This is a genomic window from uncultured Friedmanniella sp., from assembly GCF_964244285.1.
In the GTDB taxonomy this organism is placed as follows: domain Bacteria; phylum Actinomycetota; class Actinomycetes; order Propionibacteriales; family Propionibacteriaceae; genus Microlunatus.
Window position 1 is genome coordinate 812,175 of the sequence record NZ_CAXTHT010000001.1, and the last position, 17,278, is coordinate 829,452.

General features: G+C 71.8%; 16 protein-coding genes. 9 read left to right on the top strand and 7 right to left on the bottom strand.

Going from position 1 to position 17,278, the window contains the following annotated elements; genetic code table 11:
- Positions 1 to 31 precede the first annotated feature (31 nt).
- Entirely contained in the window at positions 32 to 1,081 is a 1,050-nt protein-coding gene (locus ACFE7W_RS03835; protein ID WP_375423431.1) for an aldo/keto reductase, read from the top strand.
- A gap of 85 nt (positions 1,082 to 1,166) precedes the next feature.
- On the opposite strand, the gene ACFE7W_RS03840 is transcribed toward ACFE7W_RS03835, so the two are convergent.
- Positions 1,167 to 1,523, bottom strand: coding sequence for a hypothetical protein (locus ACFE7W_RS03840; RefSeq protein ID WP_375423432.1), 357 nt, complete (start codon positions 1,521 to 1,523; stop codon positions 1,167 to 1,169).
- Between the two features lie 85 nt (positions 1,524 to 1,608).
- Between ACFE7W_RS03840 and ACFE7W_RS03845 the strand changes: the two genes are divergently transcribed.
- A complete protein-coding gene (locus ACFE7W_RS03845) occupies positions 1,609 to 2,256 on the top strand; it encodes a malonic semialdehyde reductase (RefSeq protein ID WP_375423433.1) in 648 nt (215 codons plus the stop codon).
- 29 nt (positions 2,257 to 2,285) lie between these two features.
- Here the strand turns inward: ACFE7W_RS03845 and ACFE7W_RS03850 are convergent, their stop codons facing one another.
- Both ACFE7W_RS03850 and ACFE7W_RS03855 read right to left on the bottom strand, forming a co-directional pair.
- Entirely contained in the window at positions 2,286 to 3,674 is a 1,389-nt protein-coding gene (locus ACFE7W_RS03850) for a UTP--glucose-1-phosphate uridylyltransferase (protein ID WP_375423434.1), read from the bottom strand.
- Positions 3,675 to 3,707: 33 nt separating this feature from the next.
- Positions 3,708 to 4,760: an alpha/beta hydrolase gene (locus ACFE7W_RS03855; RefSeq protein ID WP_375423435.1), complete on the bottom strand. Its 1,053-nt coding sequence runs from the start codon at positions 4,758 to 4,760 to the stop codon at positions 3,708 to 3,710.
- Between the two features lie 389 nt (positions 4,761 to 5,149).
- Here ACFE7W_RS03855 and ACFE7W_RS03860 point away from each other — a divergent pair, with 389 nt between their 5' ends.
- A complete protein-coding gene (locus tag ACFE7W_RS03860; RefSeq protein ID WP_375423436.1) occupies positions 5,150 to 6,766 on the top strand; it encodes an FG-GAP repeat protein in 1,617 nt (538 codons plus the stop codon).
- Between the two features lie 106 nt (positions 6,767 to 6,872).
- On the opposite strand, the gene ACFE7W_RS03865 is transcribed toward ACFE7W_RS03860, so the two are convergent.
- Entirely contained in the window at positions 6,873 to 8,429 is a 1,557-nt protein-coding gene (locus ACFE7W_RS03865; RefSeq protein ID WP_375423437.1) for an alpha-amylase family protein, read from the bottom strand.
- Positions 8,430 to 8,569: 140 nt separating this feature from the next.
- Here ACFE7W_RS03865 and ACFE7W_RS03870 point away from each other — a divergent pair, with 140 nt between their 5' ends.
- From ACFE7W_RS03870 to ACFE7W_RS03885, 4 genes are all read left to right on the top strand, one after another.
- Positions 8,570 to 8,791: a hypothetical protein gene (locus ACFE7W_RS03870; protein WP_375423438.1), complete on the top strand. Its 222-nt coding sequence runs from the start codon at positions 8,570 to 8,572 to the stop codon at positions 8,789 to 8,791.
- A 426-nt stretch (positions 8,792 to 9,217) separates the two neighbouring features.
- Positions 9,218 to 10,267: a zinc-binding dehydrogenase gene (locus tag ACFE7W_RS03875; RefSeq protein ID WP_375423439.1), complete on the top strand. Its 1,050-nt coding sequence runs from the start codon at positions 9,218 to 9,220 to the stop codon at positions 10,265 to 10,267.
- A gap of 184 nt (positions 10,268 to 10,451) precedes the next feature.
- Entirely contained in the window at positions 10,452 to 11,639 is a 1,188-nt protein-coding gene (rhmD, locus tag ACFE7W_RS03880) for an L-rhamnonate dehydratase (RefSeq protein ID WP_375423440.1), read from the top strand.
- Complete coding sequence (locus ACFE7W_RS03885; protein ID WP_375423441.1) at positions 11,629 to 12,150, top strand: GNAT family N-acetyltransferase; 522 nt, start codon at positions 11,629 to 11,631, stop codon at positions 12,148 to 12,150. Before rhmD ends, ACFE7W_RS03885 begins: the two co-directional genes overlap by 11 nt.
- Here ACFE7W_RS03885 and ACFE7W_RS03890 read toward each other — a convergent pair.
- Positions 12,129 to 12,734: a helix-turn-helix domain-containing protein gene (locus ACFE7W_RS03890; protein WP_375423442.1), complete on the bottom strand. Its 606-nt coding sequence runs from the start codon at positions 12,732 to 12,734 to the stop codon at positions 12,129 to 12,131. The genes ACFE7W_RS03885 and ACFE7W_RS03890 overlap by 22 nt on opposite strands.
- A 65-nt stretch (positions 12,735 to 12,799) precedes the next feature.
- On the opposite strand from ACFE7W_RS03890, the gene ACFE7W_RS03895 reads away from it, so the two are divergent.
- Positions 12,800 to 14,389 (top strand): FAD-dependent oxidoreductase, encoded by a 1,590-nt coding sequence (locus ACFE7W_RS03895; RefSeq protein ID WP_375423443.1) that lies wholly within the window; start codon positions 12,800 to 12,802, stop codon positions 14,387 to 14,389.
- Between the two features lie 28 nt (positions 14,390 to 14,417).
- Here ACFE7W_RS03895 and ACFE7W_RS03900 read toward each other — a convergent pair whose 3' ends face one another.
- The gene (locus ACFE7W_RS03900) at positions 14,418 to 14,993 is read right to left on the bottom strand and encodes a dihydrofolate reductase family protein (RefSeq protein ID WP_375423444.1); all 576 of its coding nucleotides are present in this window, start codon (positions 14,991 to 14,993) and stop codon (positions 14,418 to 14,420) included.
- A 109-nt stretch (positions 14,994 to 15,102) separates the two neighbouring features.
- Positions 15,103 to 16,125: a LacI family DNA-binding transcriptional regulator gene (locus ACFE7W_RS03905; protein WP_375423445.1), complete on the bottom strand. Its 1,023-nt coding sequence runs from the start codon at positions 16,123 to 16,125 to the stop codon at positions 15,103 to 15,105.
- 339 nt (positions 16,126 to 16,464) lie between these two features.
- Between ACFE7W_RS03905 and ACFE7W_RS03910 the strand changes: the two genes are divergently transcribed.
- Complete coding sequence (locus tag ACFE7W_RS03910; RefSeq protein WP_375423446.1) at positions 16,465 to 17,193, top strand: SDR family oxidoreductase; 729 nt, start codon at positions 16,465 to 16,467, stop codon at positions 17,191 to 17,193.
- Positions 17,194 to 17,278: the final 85 nt, after the last annotated feature.

Below are 17,278 nucleotides of genomic sequence, written 5' to 3' on the forward strand. Positions count from 1 at the left end.
GGGATCGCGGCCCGGTCGTACGTTGGTCCTCATGGACTACCGCAACCTCGGCCACACCGGCATGTACGTGAGCCCGCTCTGCCTCGGCGCCATGATGTTCGGCGCCTGGGGCGAGCCCGACCACGACGCCTCGGTCGCCGTCATCCACCGGGCGCTCGACGCCGGCATCAACGTCATCGACACCGCCGACGTGTACGCCCAGGGCGAGTCGGAGACCATCGTCGGGCTCGCACTCAAGGGCCGTCGTGACGACGTCATCCTGGCCACGAAGTTCCACGGTCCGATGGACGTGGCGATGGGAGCCCCGGGGGGCGACCCGAACCTCCGCGGCAACTCCCGGCGCTGGATCGTGCAGGAGGTCGAGGCGAGCCTGCGGCGCTTGCAGACCGACTGGATCGACCTCTACCAGGTGCACCGCCCCGACACGGGCACCGACGACGACGAGACCATCGCCGCGCTGAGCGACCTGCAGCAGCAGGGGAAGATCCGCGCCTTCGGCTCCTCCACCTTTCCGGCCTACCGGATGGTGGAGGACCAGTGGATCTCCGAGCGCCGCGGCCTGGCCCGCTTCGTCACCGAGCAGCCCCCGTACTCCCTGCTCTACCGCGGCGTCGAGCGCGACGTGCTGCCGGTGGCGGAGCGGTACCGGATGGGGGTCCTGCCGTGGAGCCCGCTGGCCGGTGGCTGGCTGACCGGCCGCTTCCGCGCCGGCCAGGACGCGCCCGAGACCAACCGCGCGAAGCGCATGCCGGGGCGCTACGACCTGAGCCTCCCGGAGAACCGGGCCAAGCTGGACGCCGTCGAGCAGCTCGCGCTGCTGGCCGAGGACGCCGGGCTGTCCCTGGTGCACCTCGCGATCGCCTTCGTGCTGCAGCACCCGGCCGTGACCGCACCGATCATCGGTCCCCGGACGATGGAGCAGCTGGAGACCCAGCTCGGTGCCGTCGACGTCCGCCTCAGCAGCGACGTGCTGGACCGGATCGACGAGATCGTTCCGCCCGGCACCATCGTGGGCGGCGACGACGTGTACGGGTCAGACGCGATCAGCGACCCGTTCCTGCGTCGCCGCCGGACCGCCTGAGCCCGACCCCGCATCCCCGATCTCCGACCCCCAACCCTCAACCGCCAACCCCCAACCCCCAACCCCCAACCCACTGCACCACGGCTCATGAGCCGTGGTGCGGTGGCATCTCCCGCAGCAGCCGCTGCTCGTCGGCGGACAGCGGCCGGTCGGCCACGACGGGCACCAACGGCCGACTCTGGTCACCGTCACGGTCGTGCTCGAGGCGGGTCCGCAGGGCCATGACCGCGGCGGTGAGCTGAGCCGGACCCAGCCCGGCGCTCAGCTCGACCGGCACCGCATGCGCGCCGGGCGGACGCACGGCCGGCAAACGTCCCTCCAGGAACGCCGCCACCACGTCGACGTCCGGCCGCTCCTGGCGGCCCAGCTCGGGGTAGCGCTGCCCGGTGACCGCGTAGGCGAGGGCCTGGTGCCAGGGCAGAAGTTCGGTCGAGGTGTCCACGGTCCGGCCATCGTCTCAGGGACGGTATGCCTCGGGTCACACCTGGGGCCGGAATAGCGACCAGACAGTTGACGCTTGAATCACCGTGACTGACACCGACCTGAACTCCGCCGATCTCGCCGCCTACGAGCAGGCCTTCAGCTCGTCGCTCGTGGTTCCGAACGAGACGGCCGACCTTCTTTTCCGCACCGCCCAGACCGGTTACGCGTTTTCCGACGCGCCGGTCACCGACGAGCAGATGCGAGCCGTCTACGACCTGGTGAAGTGGGGCCCGACGGCGATGAACAGCCAGCCGCTGCGGATCGTGCTGGTCCGGACGCCCGAGTCGCGCGCCCGGCTGGTCGAGCACATGGCGGGGAACAACAAGGGTCGGACGGCCGCGGCCCCGCTGGTCGCGGTACTCGCCGCCGACGTCGACTTCCACGACGAGATGCACCGCGTCTTCCCCGCCCTGCCGAACGCCCGGGACAAGTTCCCCGACGAGTCCGCGCGGGCCACGATGGCCCACGCCAGCGCCTCGCTGCAGGCCGGCTACTTCATCATCGCCGTCCGGGCCGCCGGCTTGGTCGCCGGACCGATGGGCGGCTTCGACGCCGACGCCGTGAGCCGGGAGTTCTTCCCCGACGGCCGGCACCGCGCCTTCCTGGTGGTCAACCTCGGTCACGCCACCGCCGAGTCCTACCGGCCGCGCCAGCCGCGCCTCGACTTCGACGAGGTCGTCGCCACCGCCTGACCTGAAGGCTGCACCCGCTCAGCCCCTGATCAGCTCGACGAGTGGCCCAGCACCGTTCCGGAGGGCACGGTGCGGGGCTCGCCCTCGTCGGCCAGGGTGCCGACCCCGACCACGGTGACGTCGGCCTCGAACGTCCAGTCCCCCGCCACGGTGAGCCCGCTCGCCTGGCGCAGCGAGGGCGCCCCGGCTGGGAAGCGCTGCTCGAAGGCGCCGATCGTCTTGTAGTGGCTGCTGTCGAGGTCGACCAGTGGGGCCGGGTCAGCCACCCGGACGAGCCGGCCGTCCTCGGCGACGTCGTAGACGTCGGACCGCAGCAGCAACAGGTCGTTCGTGGTCTTCACCGGCAGGAACCGCTCCCGGCCGACCCCGATGGCGGTCGCGCCCTCGAAAACCTCCACCGCCGCGCCCATCGCGCTCTCGATCTGCACCACCGCAGGCGAGGACGGGTCGGCCGGGTCGACAGTCTTCTCGTTGCGGATCAGTGGCAGTCCCAGGACGGAGTTGCGCTGGGTCAAGGTCTCCGACAGGCGGCGCAGGTCGAACCACAGGTTGTTGGTGTGGAAGTAGGGGTGCCGGTGCTCGTCGGTGAAGTAGTGCATCTCGTCCTTGGCCGTCTGCGCGGTGTCCCGCAGGATCAGCTGGCCGTCGGCCTTCCGGATGGCGAGGTGGCCGCCCTTGCGGTCGGCCGCGGTCCGGCGGCAGACCTCGGCCGCGTACGGCGCTCCGCTGGCCGCGAACCAGCCGGCGATCGTCGCGTCCGGTGCGGCACCGAGGTTGTCGGAGTTGGACACCGACGCATAGCGGTAGCCCAGCGCGATCAGCCGGTCGAGGACCCCGGACGCCTGGAGCGACGGGTACAGGTCACCGTGGCCGGGCGGGCACCACTCCATCGTGGGGTCGGCGGCCCACTCCACCGGCGTCAGGTCGTCGGCGCGCAGCTTGGGCTCCTGGCTCTGTACGAAGTCGAGGTCGAGCCCGTCGACCGCCAGGTCGTCGTAGCCCGCGAGGGCGGCCAGGGTGTCGTCGTGGGTGCGGAAGCTGTTCATGAACAACAACGGCAGCGTGACCTCATACGCCGTCCGGGCGGCCCGGACCTGGCCGACGATCAGGTCGAGGAAGCTCTGGCCGTCGCGCACCGGCAGCAGCGACTTCGCCCGGTCCATCCCCATCGACGTGCCGAGCCCGCCGTTCAGCTTGATCATCACAGTCGCGCCGAGGGCGGCCCGGGCGTCCTCCTCGGCGACGGTGACGTCGGCCAGCAGGTCGGGGTGCTCGAGCGGGGCGATGCTGTCCTCGGCGATGAAGCCGGTGACGCCCTCCTGCAGCTGGGTGTAGTAGTGGCTGAACACCTCGATGGCCTGCGGGTTCACCCCGGCCGCCGTCATCTTGTCCCTGGCCAGCGCCAGTCCGTCGGTCATGCCCCGATCCTAGAGACCCCGGCAGCCGAGCCCCTACCGGCTCTTCGGCTTGGGCGGGGTGACCGCGGCCAGCAGGTCGGCCGTCGCTTTGGTGATCTGCGCCTGGGCCTGAACCCGGTCCGCTGTGGGCGTGCCGTCCCCGGGCTGGAGACCGTAGTCGCCGAAGTAGCTGTGCACCGCCCCGGGGACGACCACGAAGGTGCTGGCGGCGGGCAGGTCGTCCTTCGACGCCGTCACCTTCGCCGGGGTGCTCAGCCCGTCGAGAGAGCCCGAGATGGACGTGACCTTCAGGTCGGTGCGTTGCAGCCGAGAGGACGGGTAGGAGGCGTAGAGCGCCAGCCCGGCGACCTTGGCTGTGCCGACGACCGGATGGCCGTCGGCGTAGGACGCAGCCACCACGCCGCCGAGCGAGTGCCCCGCGACCACCCAGGTGGTGATCTCCGGGTGCAGCCGCATCACGGTGCCGGCGTGGTTCTGGTCGAGGAACGCGATCCCGAAGGGCTCCTTCAGCACCACCACGAGATAGCCGGCCGCGGCCAGCGGGCGCAGCAGCTTGGCGTAGGCGCGCGGGTCGACCCGAGCACCCGGGACGAACACCAGCCCGACGGTCGGCTTCACCACCTGGTCGTCGGCGTTCTTGGCCACCGACGTCATCTCGTACCAGGTGATGCGGTCCGAGACCCGGATGTCGTTGGCCGACCGCATGGCCGTGACGGCGACCGGAGTGGGGGCGAACGGCCGGGCCCAGGCGAGCAGCCCCGCCGTGAGCACGCAGAGGAACAGGGCGGGCACGGCCAGGGCCACGCGGCGGTTGGCCCGCCGGACGCGCTGCCGGTGGGTTCGGGAGAGCGCGGCCTCACCCTGCTCGACACGGTCGCCGACCAGCAACGTCGCCACGGCCCAGGCGAGCGCGACGAACCCGAAGAGTCCGCAGGCGATCCCCAGCACGAGCATCGCGGGATGGCCCGTGAGGACCGACTGCCAGCGCGTCCAGCCGAGCCAGACGGGGACGGCGACCATGGCGGCGCCGACGACCAGCCAGACCAGCGCCAGCACCACCCGGCTGTGGGCCCCCGTCGTCGCCATGCCGCGAAGTGTAGGGGCCGGCGGTGACGCAACCGCTCAGCCGTCGACGTCGCTCGGCTGGGTGTCGACGGGCACGTCATCGGCTGTGCCAGGTCCTTTCACAGACGCCAGCTTCCTGAAGGATTGCTGAGTGTGACCTTGTTCACACGAATTGCGACGCTGCCGCCGACCTCAGGCGCAGCCGCGGAGCCGCGGTTCGCCGACGGCCGGAGAATTCCTCGCGCCCTTGGTCGGGGCCATCAGCGCTTGCTAAGGTCGGCGGCCTCATCCGCGGGGGTTTGGCGATGCCGGCCTACGGGCTGGATTCCGCCGCACCGGCACCCGCCGAGACCCTGAGTGCGAGTGACCGCCCGTGCCAGCCGCAGGACCAACACAGGAGGACGACGCGAATGAACCGGTCGTACCGTCGCGCAGCAGTCGCGACCTTGACGTGCGTAGGACTGGCGGCCGCCGCCACCGGCACCCTGGCCAGCACCGCCATCGCCGCGCCGAAGCAGGCGCCCGTCACCGCGGCCGCCCGTGCGGTGCCGGCAGACTTCAACGACGACGGCTACGCCGACATCGCCGTGGGCGTGCCCGGCGAGGACATCGGCGCCGCCACCGACGCCGGCTCGGTGCAGATCCTCTACGGCTCGGCGACCGGGATCGTCCCCTCGTCCAGCCGGACCTTCCGCCAGGGTGCCGGGGGCGTGCTCGACTCCCCCGAGACCGGCGACCACTTCGGCGCGGCGGTGGCCATCGGCAACTTCAACGGCGACGCCTACGCCGACGTGGCTGTCGGGGTGCCCGGTGAGGACTTCGCCGGCGTCACCGACGCCGGCGCGGTCCAGATCTTCTACGGCTCGGCCAGCGGGATCACCGCGGCAGGCAACCGGTTCCTGAGCCAGGCCACGGCCGGTTCGGCGAGCTCCCCCCGGGCCGGGGACCGCTTCGGCACGACCCTCGCGGCCGGGGACATCGCCGGCAGCACGCAGGCCGACCTGGCCGTCGGCGTTCCCTACGAGGACGTCGGCTCGGCCAAGGACGCCGGCGCCGTGCAGATCCTGCGCGGATCCCCGAGCGGGATCACCATCAGCGGCGACCAGCTGCTGACCCAGAACACGGCCGGGGCCGGCGACAAGTCCGAGCGCGGCGACCGCTTCGGCGCCGCGCTGGCCATCGGCAACCTGGGGGCGGGCACCAAGCGCGACCTCGCCGTCGGGGTGCCGCTGGAGGACGTCGGCAAGGTCGTCGACGCCGGGGCCATCCAGTTCTTTCCCGGTACGACCGGCGCGGTCACCACCCGCGGCGACAAGGTCATCACCCAGAACAGCTCGGGGGTGGGCGACAAGTCCGAGAAGGGCGATCGCTTCGGCTCCGCCCTGGCTGTGGCCGACTTCGCGGGCAGCAGCTACAAGGACCTGGCCGTCGGCATCCCCTACGAGAACGTGGGCAAGGCGGCCGACGCCGGGGCGATCGCGCTCTTGCGCGGGACGAAGAGCGGGCTGACCACCCTGCACGACCAGTTCATCTCCCAGGACAGCAAGAGTGCCGTCGACAAGGCCGAGAAGAGCGACCGCTTCGGCAGCGCCCTGGCGGGGGCCAACCTGACGCGGACCAGCAAGGCCGACCTCGCTGTCGGCGTACCGCTGGAGAACTTCAACGGCAAGTCCGACGCCGGGGCCGTCCAGATCATCCCGGGCGCCACCGGTGGACTGGACCTCGGCCACGACCAGCTGATCCAGCAGGACCTGAAGGGTTCCGACGCCGCGGTCGAGACCGGTGACCACTTCGGGGCCGCCCTGGGCGCCGCGAACACCATCGGCACGAGCTTCGCCGACCTCACGGTCGGCGTGCCCTATGAGAAGGTCGGCACGGCGACCGCCGGCGGCTCGGTCCAGGTCTTCCAGGGGCAGAGCAACTACGTGACCGCCGGTGGCGACCAGGTCTTCACCCAGAGCTCGGCGCCCGGCGTCAGCGCGTCCGAGAACGGCGACCACTTCGGTGCTGCCGTCTCGGCCGGCTGACCCCAGGTCGTCGGGCCGCACGCCGCCCTGACCGAACGACCGTGGCCCGCACCGGATTCCGGTGCGGGCCACGCTCGTCTGGTGAGGACCTACCGGTCGAGGGCGATCACACGCGGTCGGCGCGGGTGAAGGCGACGGCGTCCTTGGCGGCGACCGTGACGGTCGCGAAGCCGGTGTCGTTCACCGTCACGGACGGCCCCGTGCAGGCGCCGGCCTTCTTGGCGCCGTGGATCGTGTCGCAGTAGGTACCGGCGGCCAGGCCGGTCTGGACCCGGATCTGCTTGGCAGCAGCGCCGTTGTTGAACGCGGCCCAGGCCCGGGTGCCTTTGCTGAACGCGATCACGTTGGCGTCGTCGGTGTACCAGTTGGCCCGCTTGGCCTTGCCGGCGTAGTGGTGCCAGGCCACCATGGCGACGATCCCGGGGTTGCGGTGGTCGCACGTCCAGGCCGGGCCGCAGACGGTGTTCGTGATCTTCCCGCTGGCCGCGGAGGGCGGGGAGTCGTCCTTGTTCGCCCACTCGAAGCTCGAGTAGACCTGCGGCGAGCCGTAGCCGCTGGCCAGCAGCCACTCGTTGGCCAGGATGAACGTGGCGCCGTCCTTGTGCCCCAGGTAGTTGGCGCCGCCGTCGCGGTCGGTGTCGTGGTTGGTGACGAAGGACATCGTCTTGGCGCTCGAGGTGAGCCCGGACCCCTTCCCGAACACCTCGAGCGTGGCGATGCTGCCCACATGGGCGTCGGGGTAGCTCTTGAACGCGTTCTTGATCTGCAGCGCCGCGTCGAGGCCGAGGACGTCGCCGGACTTCGTGAAGGCCTGCGGGGACAGCACGCCCGGGCCGCCGCCGAAGACCTCGAGGGCCCAGTACGGCTTCACCCCGTCCTTGGTCTTGTGCAGCCGGGAGTAGATGGCGTTCAGGTCGTGCTCGCCGACGTGCTTGCCCGCGTCCACCCGGAAGCCCGAGACGCCGTAGCGCAGCAGCTTGTTCAGGTAGCCCGCGAGCTCGGCCTGCACGTGCGGGGTGCTCGTGTCGAGATCCTCGAGGCCGACCAGGTTGCAGTTGAAGACCTGCGCCTTGCTGTTGTAGTCCTGAATGCCCCCGTCGCTGCTCGGGCAGGTGCCGTTGTTGACGTTGAAGTCGTGCGCGGAGTACAGGCCCGGGTAGTTGTACGGGGTGTAGTCGGTGCCGCCGTAGGAGGTGTGGCCCTGGCCGGTGGTGTGGTTGATGACCGCGTCGACGTAGACCTTGACCCCGGCCTTGCGACAGGTCTTGACCATGAGCTTGAACTGCTTCTCGCTGCCCATCCGGCTGGTCAGCTTGTAGCTGACAGCCTGGTAGACCTCCCACCACGGGTGCAGGATCGTGTCCTGCCCGTTCCCGAGCTCGGTCCGCTTGACCGAGTTCTGCGGCGGCGCCACCTGGACGCCGTCGTAGCCGTCGGGACCCAGCACGTCGGTGCACTCCTTGGCCACCGAGGGCCAGTTCCACTCCCACAGGTTGGCCGTGACGCCCGGCTCCTGGGTGCTGACCCGACGGGCGGCGTCGGCACCGCCGGCGGCCGGTACCGTCAGCGCCATCGAGACGGTCAGCGACGCGGTGGCCAGCACGGCGGCACGACGAAGAAGTGGGGTGAGGCGACGAACGCCTCGAGGACGGGGTAGATCCATGAGCCCTCCTTTGGGCTGGTTCCGGGCGGGCCCAGACGTTCGGGTCAGCCCAGATCGAGTGACGTGGCTCACCATGCCAGAGGGAGCTGACAGTCGCCAGGAGGCCGGCAGGGCATACTCGTGGCGTGGCTCGCACACGCGTGAGCACCACCGTCGACGAAGCGCTCCTGAGGGCAGCTCGACTGGCTCGGGCGCCGATCAGCGATGCCGCGCTGCTCGACGAAGCCCTGACCGCACTCCTGGCACGGCTGCGGTCAGCAGAAGTCGACGCCGGCTACGCCGCCTACGACGAGCACCCGATCGACGAAGCGGACGCGTGGGGCGACCTCGCGTCGTTCCGCCCCGCCGCCGCGGCGTCGTGAGGTCTCGGCCACTACGCGGCGAGGTCTGGTGGTGCGAGATGGCGCAGATCGGCCGCCGACCCGTCGTGATCCTCTCTCGAGACGCAGCGATCCGCGTCTCCAGCGTGCCCTGATCGCCCCGTGCACCACCACTGTGCGCGGGCTGGCGAGCGAGGTCGTTCTCGAGCCCGGCGAAGATGCCGTTCCCCGGCGTTCAGCGGTCAACCCCGACTCGGTCGAGAGCGTTTCCCTCGGGGTGCTCCTCGACCGGCTGGGTCGACTCGCGGACTCGCGAATGGTCGACATCTGCGCCGCTCTCGCGGTCGCGGTCGACTGCCGCCGCTGACCCACTGACGCCCCGCTCCCCGGCACGGATGTCGTTGCGGGAGGATCGCCGGAGGCGCCGCGGCCGGACGGGGTGCCCCTCACCCGGGAGGACAGTCGCAGATGTTGGCACTGGTGCTGCAGGAGTTCGGCCGGATGGCCGTCGAGGAGCGGCCCGACCCCGAGGCCGGGCCTGGCGAGGTGCTGATCGCCGTCGTGGCGACCGGGATCTGCGGCTCGGACCTGCACGGCTTCACCGGTGAGAACGGCCGTCGCCAACCGGGCCAGGTGATGGGGCACGAGAGCGTCGGTACCGTCGCCGCCCTGGGACCGGGCACCGAGGGAGCCGGCTTGGCGGTCGGCGACCCGGTCACGTTCAACCCGGTGGTCATCCCCGAGGGCGCGGCCGAGGAGTACACCGGCCGAGAGCAGATGTGCCCGGACAAGTACGTCATCGGCGTCGCGCCTGGGGTCGTCGCCTCCTTCGCGCAGCTGGTCGCGGTGCCGGCGAGGAACGTCGTGGCCCTGCCGTCGGAGATGCCGATCGAGCACGGGGCCCTGGTCGAGCCCCTCGCGGTGGCCGTCCACGCGGTGGCCCGGGCCGGCGTCCGGCCGGGCGACGCGGTCTTCGTGGTCGGGGCCGGGCCGATCGGCCAGTCGGTGGTGCTGGCCCTGCAGATGGCCGGGGCCGGCGCGGTCGTGGTCTCCGACGTCGACGCGGGCCGGCGCCACGTGGTCGAGCGGCTCGGCGCCCGACCGCTCGACCCCGCGGCCGGCGACGTCGCCGAGCAGGTCCGGGCCGCGTTCGGCCGCCCCGCCGACGTCAGCATCGACGCGGTCGGCCTGGAGCGTACGGTGGCCGACGCGCTCGGCGCCACCAAGCTCGGCGGGGTCGTCTGCCTGGTCGGAATGGGCTCCCCGAAGCTCACCCTCGACGCGTACCGGATCAGCGTCGACGAGCACGCCCTGGTGGGCAGCTTCACCTACTCGGCCGCCGACTTCGCGACCGCCGCCGCGTGGATGGGCACGGCACCCCCGGAGACCGCCGCGCTGATCAGCCGCAGCGTCTCGCTGGCCGAGGGGCCGGCGGCCTTCGCCGCCCTGGCCCGCGGGGACGGCACGCCCGGCAAGGTGCTGGTCCGGCTCGACAGTGAGGAGGATGGGGTCTCATGACGGCCGTAGCGAGCAGGTGCCCGAGTGCGTGCCGGACGAGGCGCCGGAGGGAGTCGGAGAGCGGTGTTCGCTCCGCGACGACGGCAACGAAGCCCGGTGCGTGCTCGGGTGCCGCGCAGGAGGTCGGCGTTTGACACCACCCTTCTGGAGCCCCGTTCCGGATCGAGACCAGAGGAGGAACGAGATGGGAAGAACGAGAAGAGCCAGCACGATCGCCCAGGTCCGGGCGTACGTCGTCAAGGGCCAGGGCGCGGACTACCACGACCAGGCGCGCGGCCACTGGATCGACGACCACATCGCGACGCCGATGGCGGTCTATCCCGAGTACCGGGACTCGCGGCAGAGCTTCGGGATCAACGTCCTCGGCACGCTGGTGATCGAGATCGAGGCCGACGACGGGACCGTTGGTTTCGCGGTGACCACGGCCGGCGAGATCGGCGCCTTCATCGTCGAACGCCACCTGGCCCGCTTCCTGGAGGGCGCCGCGGTCACCGACACCGAGCGGATCTGGGACCAGATGTACCGCGCCACCCTGTTCTACGGCCGCCGCGGGGTGGTGCTCAACACGATCAGCGGAGTCGACCTGGCCCTGTGGGACCTGCTGGGCCAGCTGCGCCAGGAGCCGGTGTACGCCCTTCTCGGCGGCCCCGTCCGCGACGAGCTGACGTTCTACGCCACCGGCGCCCGACCCGATGTCGCCCAGCAGCTGGGCTTCATCGGCGGCAAGATGCCGCTGCACCACGGTCCGGCCGAGGGCGAGGCGGGCCTGAACGCCAACTTGGCCGAGCTCGCGGAGATGCGTGAGCGGGTCGGGCCCGACTTCTGGCTGATGCTGGACTGCTGGATGTCCCTCGACGTCGAGTACGCCACCCGGCTGGCCCACCGCGCCGCGGCGTACGGGCTGAAGTGGATCGAGGAGGCGCTGATCCCCGACGACTACTGGGGCTACGCGCAGCTGAAGCGGCAGGCGCCTCCGGGGATGCTGATCACCAGCGGCGAGCACGAGGCCACCCGGTGGGGCTTCCGGCAGCTGCTGGAGACCGGCGTCGACCTCATCCAGCCCGACGTGAACTGGTGCGGCGGCATCACCGAGCTGATCAAGATCTCCGCCCTCGCCGACGCCCACGGCGCGATGGTCGTCCCGCACGGCTCGTCGGTGTACAGCTACCACTTCGTGGTGACCCGCACCAACAGCCCGTTCGCGGAGTTCCTGATGATGCACGAGACCGCCGAGGAGGTCGTACCGATGTTCTCCCCGCTGCTGCTCGACGAGCCGGTGCCGGTCAAGGGCCGGATGGTCGTCCCCGACCGGCCCGGCTTCGGCGTCCGGCTCAACCCCGAGGTCGAGCGCGTCCGGCCGTATGAGCACTGACCGGACCCCTGGCCTGCGGCCGGTCCGGGAGGCGGGGATGGCCGAGTGGCCGGCGATCGGCGAGCTGACCACCGAGGTCTACGGCGCCCTGGCCCCGTCCTCGCCGCCACCGTCGTGGACGGAGTACCTGACCTCCATCGCGGTGACGCTCACCCAGCCCGACCAGGCCCGTCGCCTGGTGGTCGACCTCGACGGGCGGATCGCCGCCTCGGTCCTGCTCTGCCCACCCTCGTCGGGGCCGACCGGCCGTCTGGAGAACCCGTACCCGGAGCTACGGCTGCTGGCCGTCCGGTCGGACTACCGCCGTCGGGGCCTGGCCGGACTGCTGATCGAGGCGTGCGAGCAGCGGGCGCGCCAGGACGGCTACGACGCGATCACCCTGCACACGACGTCGCTGATGCCGACGGCCAAGGCGATGTACGAGCGCCGCGGCTACCTGCGGGCACCGGGGCTGGACTTCGAGCCCGGTCCGGGCTTCGTGGTCTGGGGCTACCGCCGCCCGCTGGCCTGACGGCGCGGCCGGGCTCGGACGTGCATCCGCTCACCCTGGGGCCCGAAGAGCATGAGCACCTCGGCGGGCTCGGCGGTGGTGGCCCCGAACCAGTGCGGGGTCCGGGTGTCGAACTCGGCCACCTCCCCCGCGGTCAGCACCAGGTCGTGGTCGCCGAGCAGCAGCCGCAGCCGGCCCGACAGCACGTACAGCCACTCGTAGCCCTCGTGGGTGCGCTGGTCCGGCGCCCCGCGGCCGCGGGCGGAGATCAGCGCCCGGTACGCCTGCAGCCCACCCGTCCGGCGGGTCAGCGGCCACAGCGTCATCCCGTTCCGCTCCACCGGTTGCGCCCGGACCCGCGGGTCGTCGACCTGCGGCGCGCCGACCAGCTCGTCCAGCGGGACGCCGTGGGAACGCGACAGCGGGAGCAACAGCTCGAGCGTGGGCTTGCGCTGGCCGGACTCCAGCCGGGAGAGCGTGCTGACCGAGATGCCCGTGGTCGCGGAGAGCTCGGCCAGGGTGACCTCCCGTTGCTGCCGCAGAGCGCGCAGGCGCGTCCCCACGCCGTCCAGCACCGCACCCAGGTCGTCCGCGTCGTCCGTCATGGTTCCATTTGCCGTTCTGGCAATAGGGTTTGTCAAATATGCCAACCGCCAGCAGAGTGGGAGCCATGGAACAGCATTACGATGTCGTGGTCGTCGGCGGCGGTCCCGCCGGTCTGAGTGGAGCCATGGCGCTGTCCCGCGCCCGCCGGTCGGTGCTGGTGGTGGACAGCGGCTCGCCGCGCAACGCGCCCGCTGGTCACATCCACAACTACCTGGGCCGAGAAGGCGCGACGCCGGCCGAGCTGCTGGCGTCGGGGCGCGACGAGGTGGCCGGCTACGGCGCCCTGGTCGAGTCGGGCGAGGTCGTCGCGGCACGCCCCGAGGCCGGCGGCTTCGTCGTCGAGCTCGCCGACGGACGCTCCGTGCGGGCCCGGCGGCTGCTGGTCACCACTGGTCTGGTGGACGAGCTGCCTGAGGTTCCGGGGGTCCGCGAGCTGTGGGGCAGCGACGTCCTGCACTGCCCGTACTGCCACGGCTGGGAGGTACGCGACCAGCCGATCGGCGTGCTCGCCAGCAACGAGTTCGGCGTGCACGGGGCGCTGATGTGGCGGCAGTGGAGCGCCGACGTCGTCCTCTTCCGCCACACGGGTCCCGAGCCGACCGCCGAGCAGGCCGAAGAGCTGGCCGCGCGGGGCATCACGGTGGTCGATGGCGCCGTGGCGGGTCTGGAGACCGCAGGAGGACGACTCTCCGGCGTCCGGCTCGTCACGGGTGAGGTCGTGCCGCGGGCAGCAGTGGTCGTGGCCCCCCGCTTCATCGCCCGTTCGGCGCTGCTTGAGTCGCTGGGCCTGGACGCTCTCCCGCTGGAGCTGAACGGCGTCGACTTCGGCCGGGCCGTACCGGCCGAGCCGACCGGCGCGACCGCCGTCCCGGGCGTCTGGGTGGCTGGCAACGTGACCGACCTGCGGGCCCAGGTGATCAGCTCTGCGGCCGCCGCCCTGAACACCGCGGCCATGCTCAACGCCGACCTGATCGCCGAGGACACCCGGCTCGCCGTCTCCGCCGCTCGCGCCGCGGCCGGCGCCCCACACGGCACCCACCAGCAGACCGGGGTCGACGTCGCGAGCTGGGAGGAGCGCTACGCGACCTCGACCGGCGTCTGGAGCGGCCGCCCGAACGCGCAGCTGGTGGCCGAGGTCGCCGGCCTCACCCCCGGTAGGGCCCTGGACCTCGGCTGCGGTGAGGGCGCCGACGTCGTCTGGTTGGCCACGCAGGGATGGCAGGCCACCGGGGTGGACTGGTCCGCCACGGCCCTGAGCCGGGCCGAGGCCCACGCGGCGACGGCCGGGGTGGGCGACCGGACCGCGTGGGTCACCGCCGACGTCGCCGGCTGGGCCCCGCCGGCCGGGACCTTCGACCTCGTCTCCGCGCACTTCCTGCATCCCACCGCCGACGAGCGGCCGGACCTGCTCGCGGGGCTGGCCGCCGCCGTCGCCCCGGGCGGAACGCTGCTGTGGGTCGGGCACGAGTACACCGAGAGCCGGGCCGTCTGGGGCGCCGACCGCTTCGCCTCCGTCGAGGACCTGCTCGCCGACCTGCCGACCGGCGGCTGGGACGTCGAGGTCGCCGAGGTGCGCGACCGCCCCGCCCTCGGGCACGAGGGCCACGCCCACACGGTGGGCGACGTCGTGGTCCGGCTGCGACGCCGGGGCTGACCCAGCGGGCCCGGCGTCGTTGCCGCCCTCAGTGCAGGGTGGGCCGGTAGAGGAGCTCCTGGGTGTGGCCGTCCAGCGTCCGGTGCTCGAGCAGCTCGAGGTCGAAGTCGGCCGCGCCTCCGAAGACGGGCTGCAGCCCGGTCCGGCCGGTGATGACGGGAAAGAGCGTCACCTGGACGTGGTCGACCAGGCCGGCGGCCATCAGCGACCGGTTCATCGCGAGGCTGCCGTGGGAGCGCAGCGGTACCCCGGACTCCTCCTTGAGGCAGGCCACGACGTCGACGGCATCGCCGCTCGCGACGGTGGCGTCCGGCCAGTCGAGGGGGCCGGTCAGCGTGGTCGAGACGACGGTGGTCGGCAGCTGCCGCATCCGCGTGACCCAGGGGTCGCGGACGTCGGAGTCCTCCGAGCTGGCGGCGAGCATCTGGGTGAAGTCGCGGAAGGTCGTGGCTCCGAAGACCATCCGCTGCTCCAGGCTGTAGGACTCGAGACGGCGGGCCAGCAGGTCAGGCCCCTGCTTGCCCCAGTAGCCGGTCCAGCTCCCGCTGGCGGCGCCGAAGCCGTCCAGGCTGCAGAAGACGTCGACGGTGTAGGTGGCGGTCATGTCACTCCCCTGGTGGTTGGTCGGTACAGGGGGTGGACCAGCGGACGGACCGAGAATCATCGCCGCCCTGGGTGCCGGCACCTCCTCGGAGGGACCGAGTACGGGTCGACTATCGGACCACAGCGGGTGCGGCGACCGAACCGCCCTCGACCACCGGGCAGACGAACGAGTAGTGCTGGGTCGCCGGGTCCGTCCCGGACTCGAGCCGCTCGATCAGCAGCTCGGCGGCCTGGGCGGCCATCTGGTCGTCCGGCCGCGACACCAGGGTCACCGCCGGCGAGAGCTGGCCGGCCAGCTGCTCCCGGTCGTCGAGGCTGACCACCGAGAGGTCCTCGGGGACCCGGAGTCCGAGGGCCGCGGCGGCAAAGAAGGCACCGACGGCCAGCCGTTCGTTGGTGCAGACCAGCGCCGTCGGAGGATCTGCGGCGGTGAGCAAGGCCGTGGCCGCAGCGATGCCGGCGTCGATGCGGACCTCGGAGACCTGCGGCACCGCCGGGGGCAGACCCGCGGCCAGCAGCACCCGCTGCAGCCCGTACGCGCGCTGCCCCGTCTGGTGGTGGGAGAGGGAGCCGCGCAGCAGGCCGACGGAGCGGTGCCCCCGCTCGATCAGCAGCTCACCGGCCCGGGCACCGGCGGCCTCCTCGTCAGGCGCGACGCTGCTCAGCAGCCGGGAGGGGTCGACGCAGTTGAGCAGGACCACCGGGACGGCGGACAGAGCCTCGACGGCGTGGTACTCACACAGCTCGGGTGAGATCACCAGGATGCCGTCGACCAGCCGGCTGGTGAGGGTGCCCAGAGCCCGGCGCTGGTCGAGCTCGGTGGGTTCGGCGTACATCTTGAGCAGCTGGTACCCGGCGTGCAGCGACGTCTCCAGGGTCGAGGCCAGCAGCGGCAGGGGCAGGCCGGCCAGGCCCCGCCAGGTGAGCACGCCCAGGATGTGGGTCCGCGACGTCCGCAGGCTCTTGGCCACCATGTTCGGGGAGTACTCGAGGCGGCGCGCGGCGTCGAGGACGGCCTTCTGCTTGGCCGCGGAGATGGCGCCGCTCGCCCGGCCGTTGAGCACCAGGGAAACGGCGCTGCGGGACACCCCCGCCAGATCGGCTACATCCTGCGCTGTGGACTTACGGCTCATGGGTCCCCCGGCTACGTGCGCACGGACGTGCGCGTGGCGCGACCCCCCGAACGCGGTTCCCCGAAATCTACCGGTGCGATAGTTAAATCCTCAAGAAACGCCGTGCGCGACGCTATCGCGGTCGACCGTCGCGGCCGTGAACCGATCTTGCGACCATGATGGGTCTGCGGTCACGAGGCCCTGCCGTGATCGGGAGCTGTCCGAGTGCTCGCACCTGGCAGGCAGGAGCGTTCCCGCGGGAACGTTCCTGCTCGGCCGGCGGGCTGCTGCTAGCCTCCGGACCAGGTTTCGGGCGTTGTCGACGAGCCGTCCGCGAGCGCCGGAAGTGGGGTGAGGGCGGTGCCAGACCTCGACGGGCGACCGGTCCTGGTGACCGGAGCCAGTGGCGGGATCGGCGGCGAGGTCGCCCGCCAGCTGCTGACCGCCGGTGCCGACGTCATCGCGGCCGGGCGCTCGGCGGGGGCGCTTGCGGCGCTGAGCGAGGGCACCGGCATGCGGACCTTGACCTTCGACCTCACGTCCGAGGACAGCGTCCGCGACGCGCTGGCCGACCTCGACGTCTACGGCGTGGTCAACTGCGGCGGGAACGGCGGCGAGATCGCCACCCCGATGGAGACGAACATCGACGTCTTCGACGAGGTCATCGCCGTCAACGCCCGCGGCGCCCTGCTGGTCACGAAGTACACGTCCCGCTCGATGATCCGGCTCGGCCGCGGCGGTTCCATCGTCAACGTCTCGAGTCAGGCCAGCCTGGTGGGCCTGGCCGGCCACGTCTCCTACGGCTCCTCGAAGGCCGCGCTCGACAACATCACCCGCGTCTCCGCCCTCGAGCTCGGCCGCTACGGCATCCGCGTCAACAGCGTGAACCCGACCGTGGTGATGACGCCCATGTCCGAGTGGTACTGGGGTCGCGACGACATCCAGGGCCCGTTCCTGCACCAGATGCCGCTGGGCCGCTGGGCCACCGAGGCAGAGATCGCCGCCCCGATCGTCTTCCTGCTCAGCGACGGGGCCTCGATGATCTCCGGGGTCTCGCTGCCCATCGACGGCGGCTACTCCAGCCGCTGAACGCTCACAGACTGGCGAGCCGCCGCGCCGACTGGCGGATCACCGCGGGCTTGCCCCCCGGAGAACGGCGAAACGGATGGGGCAG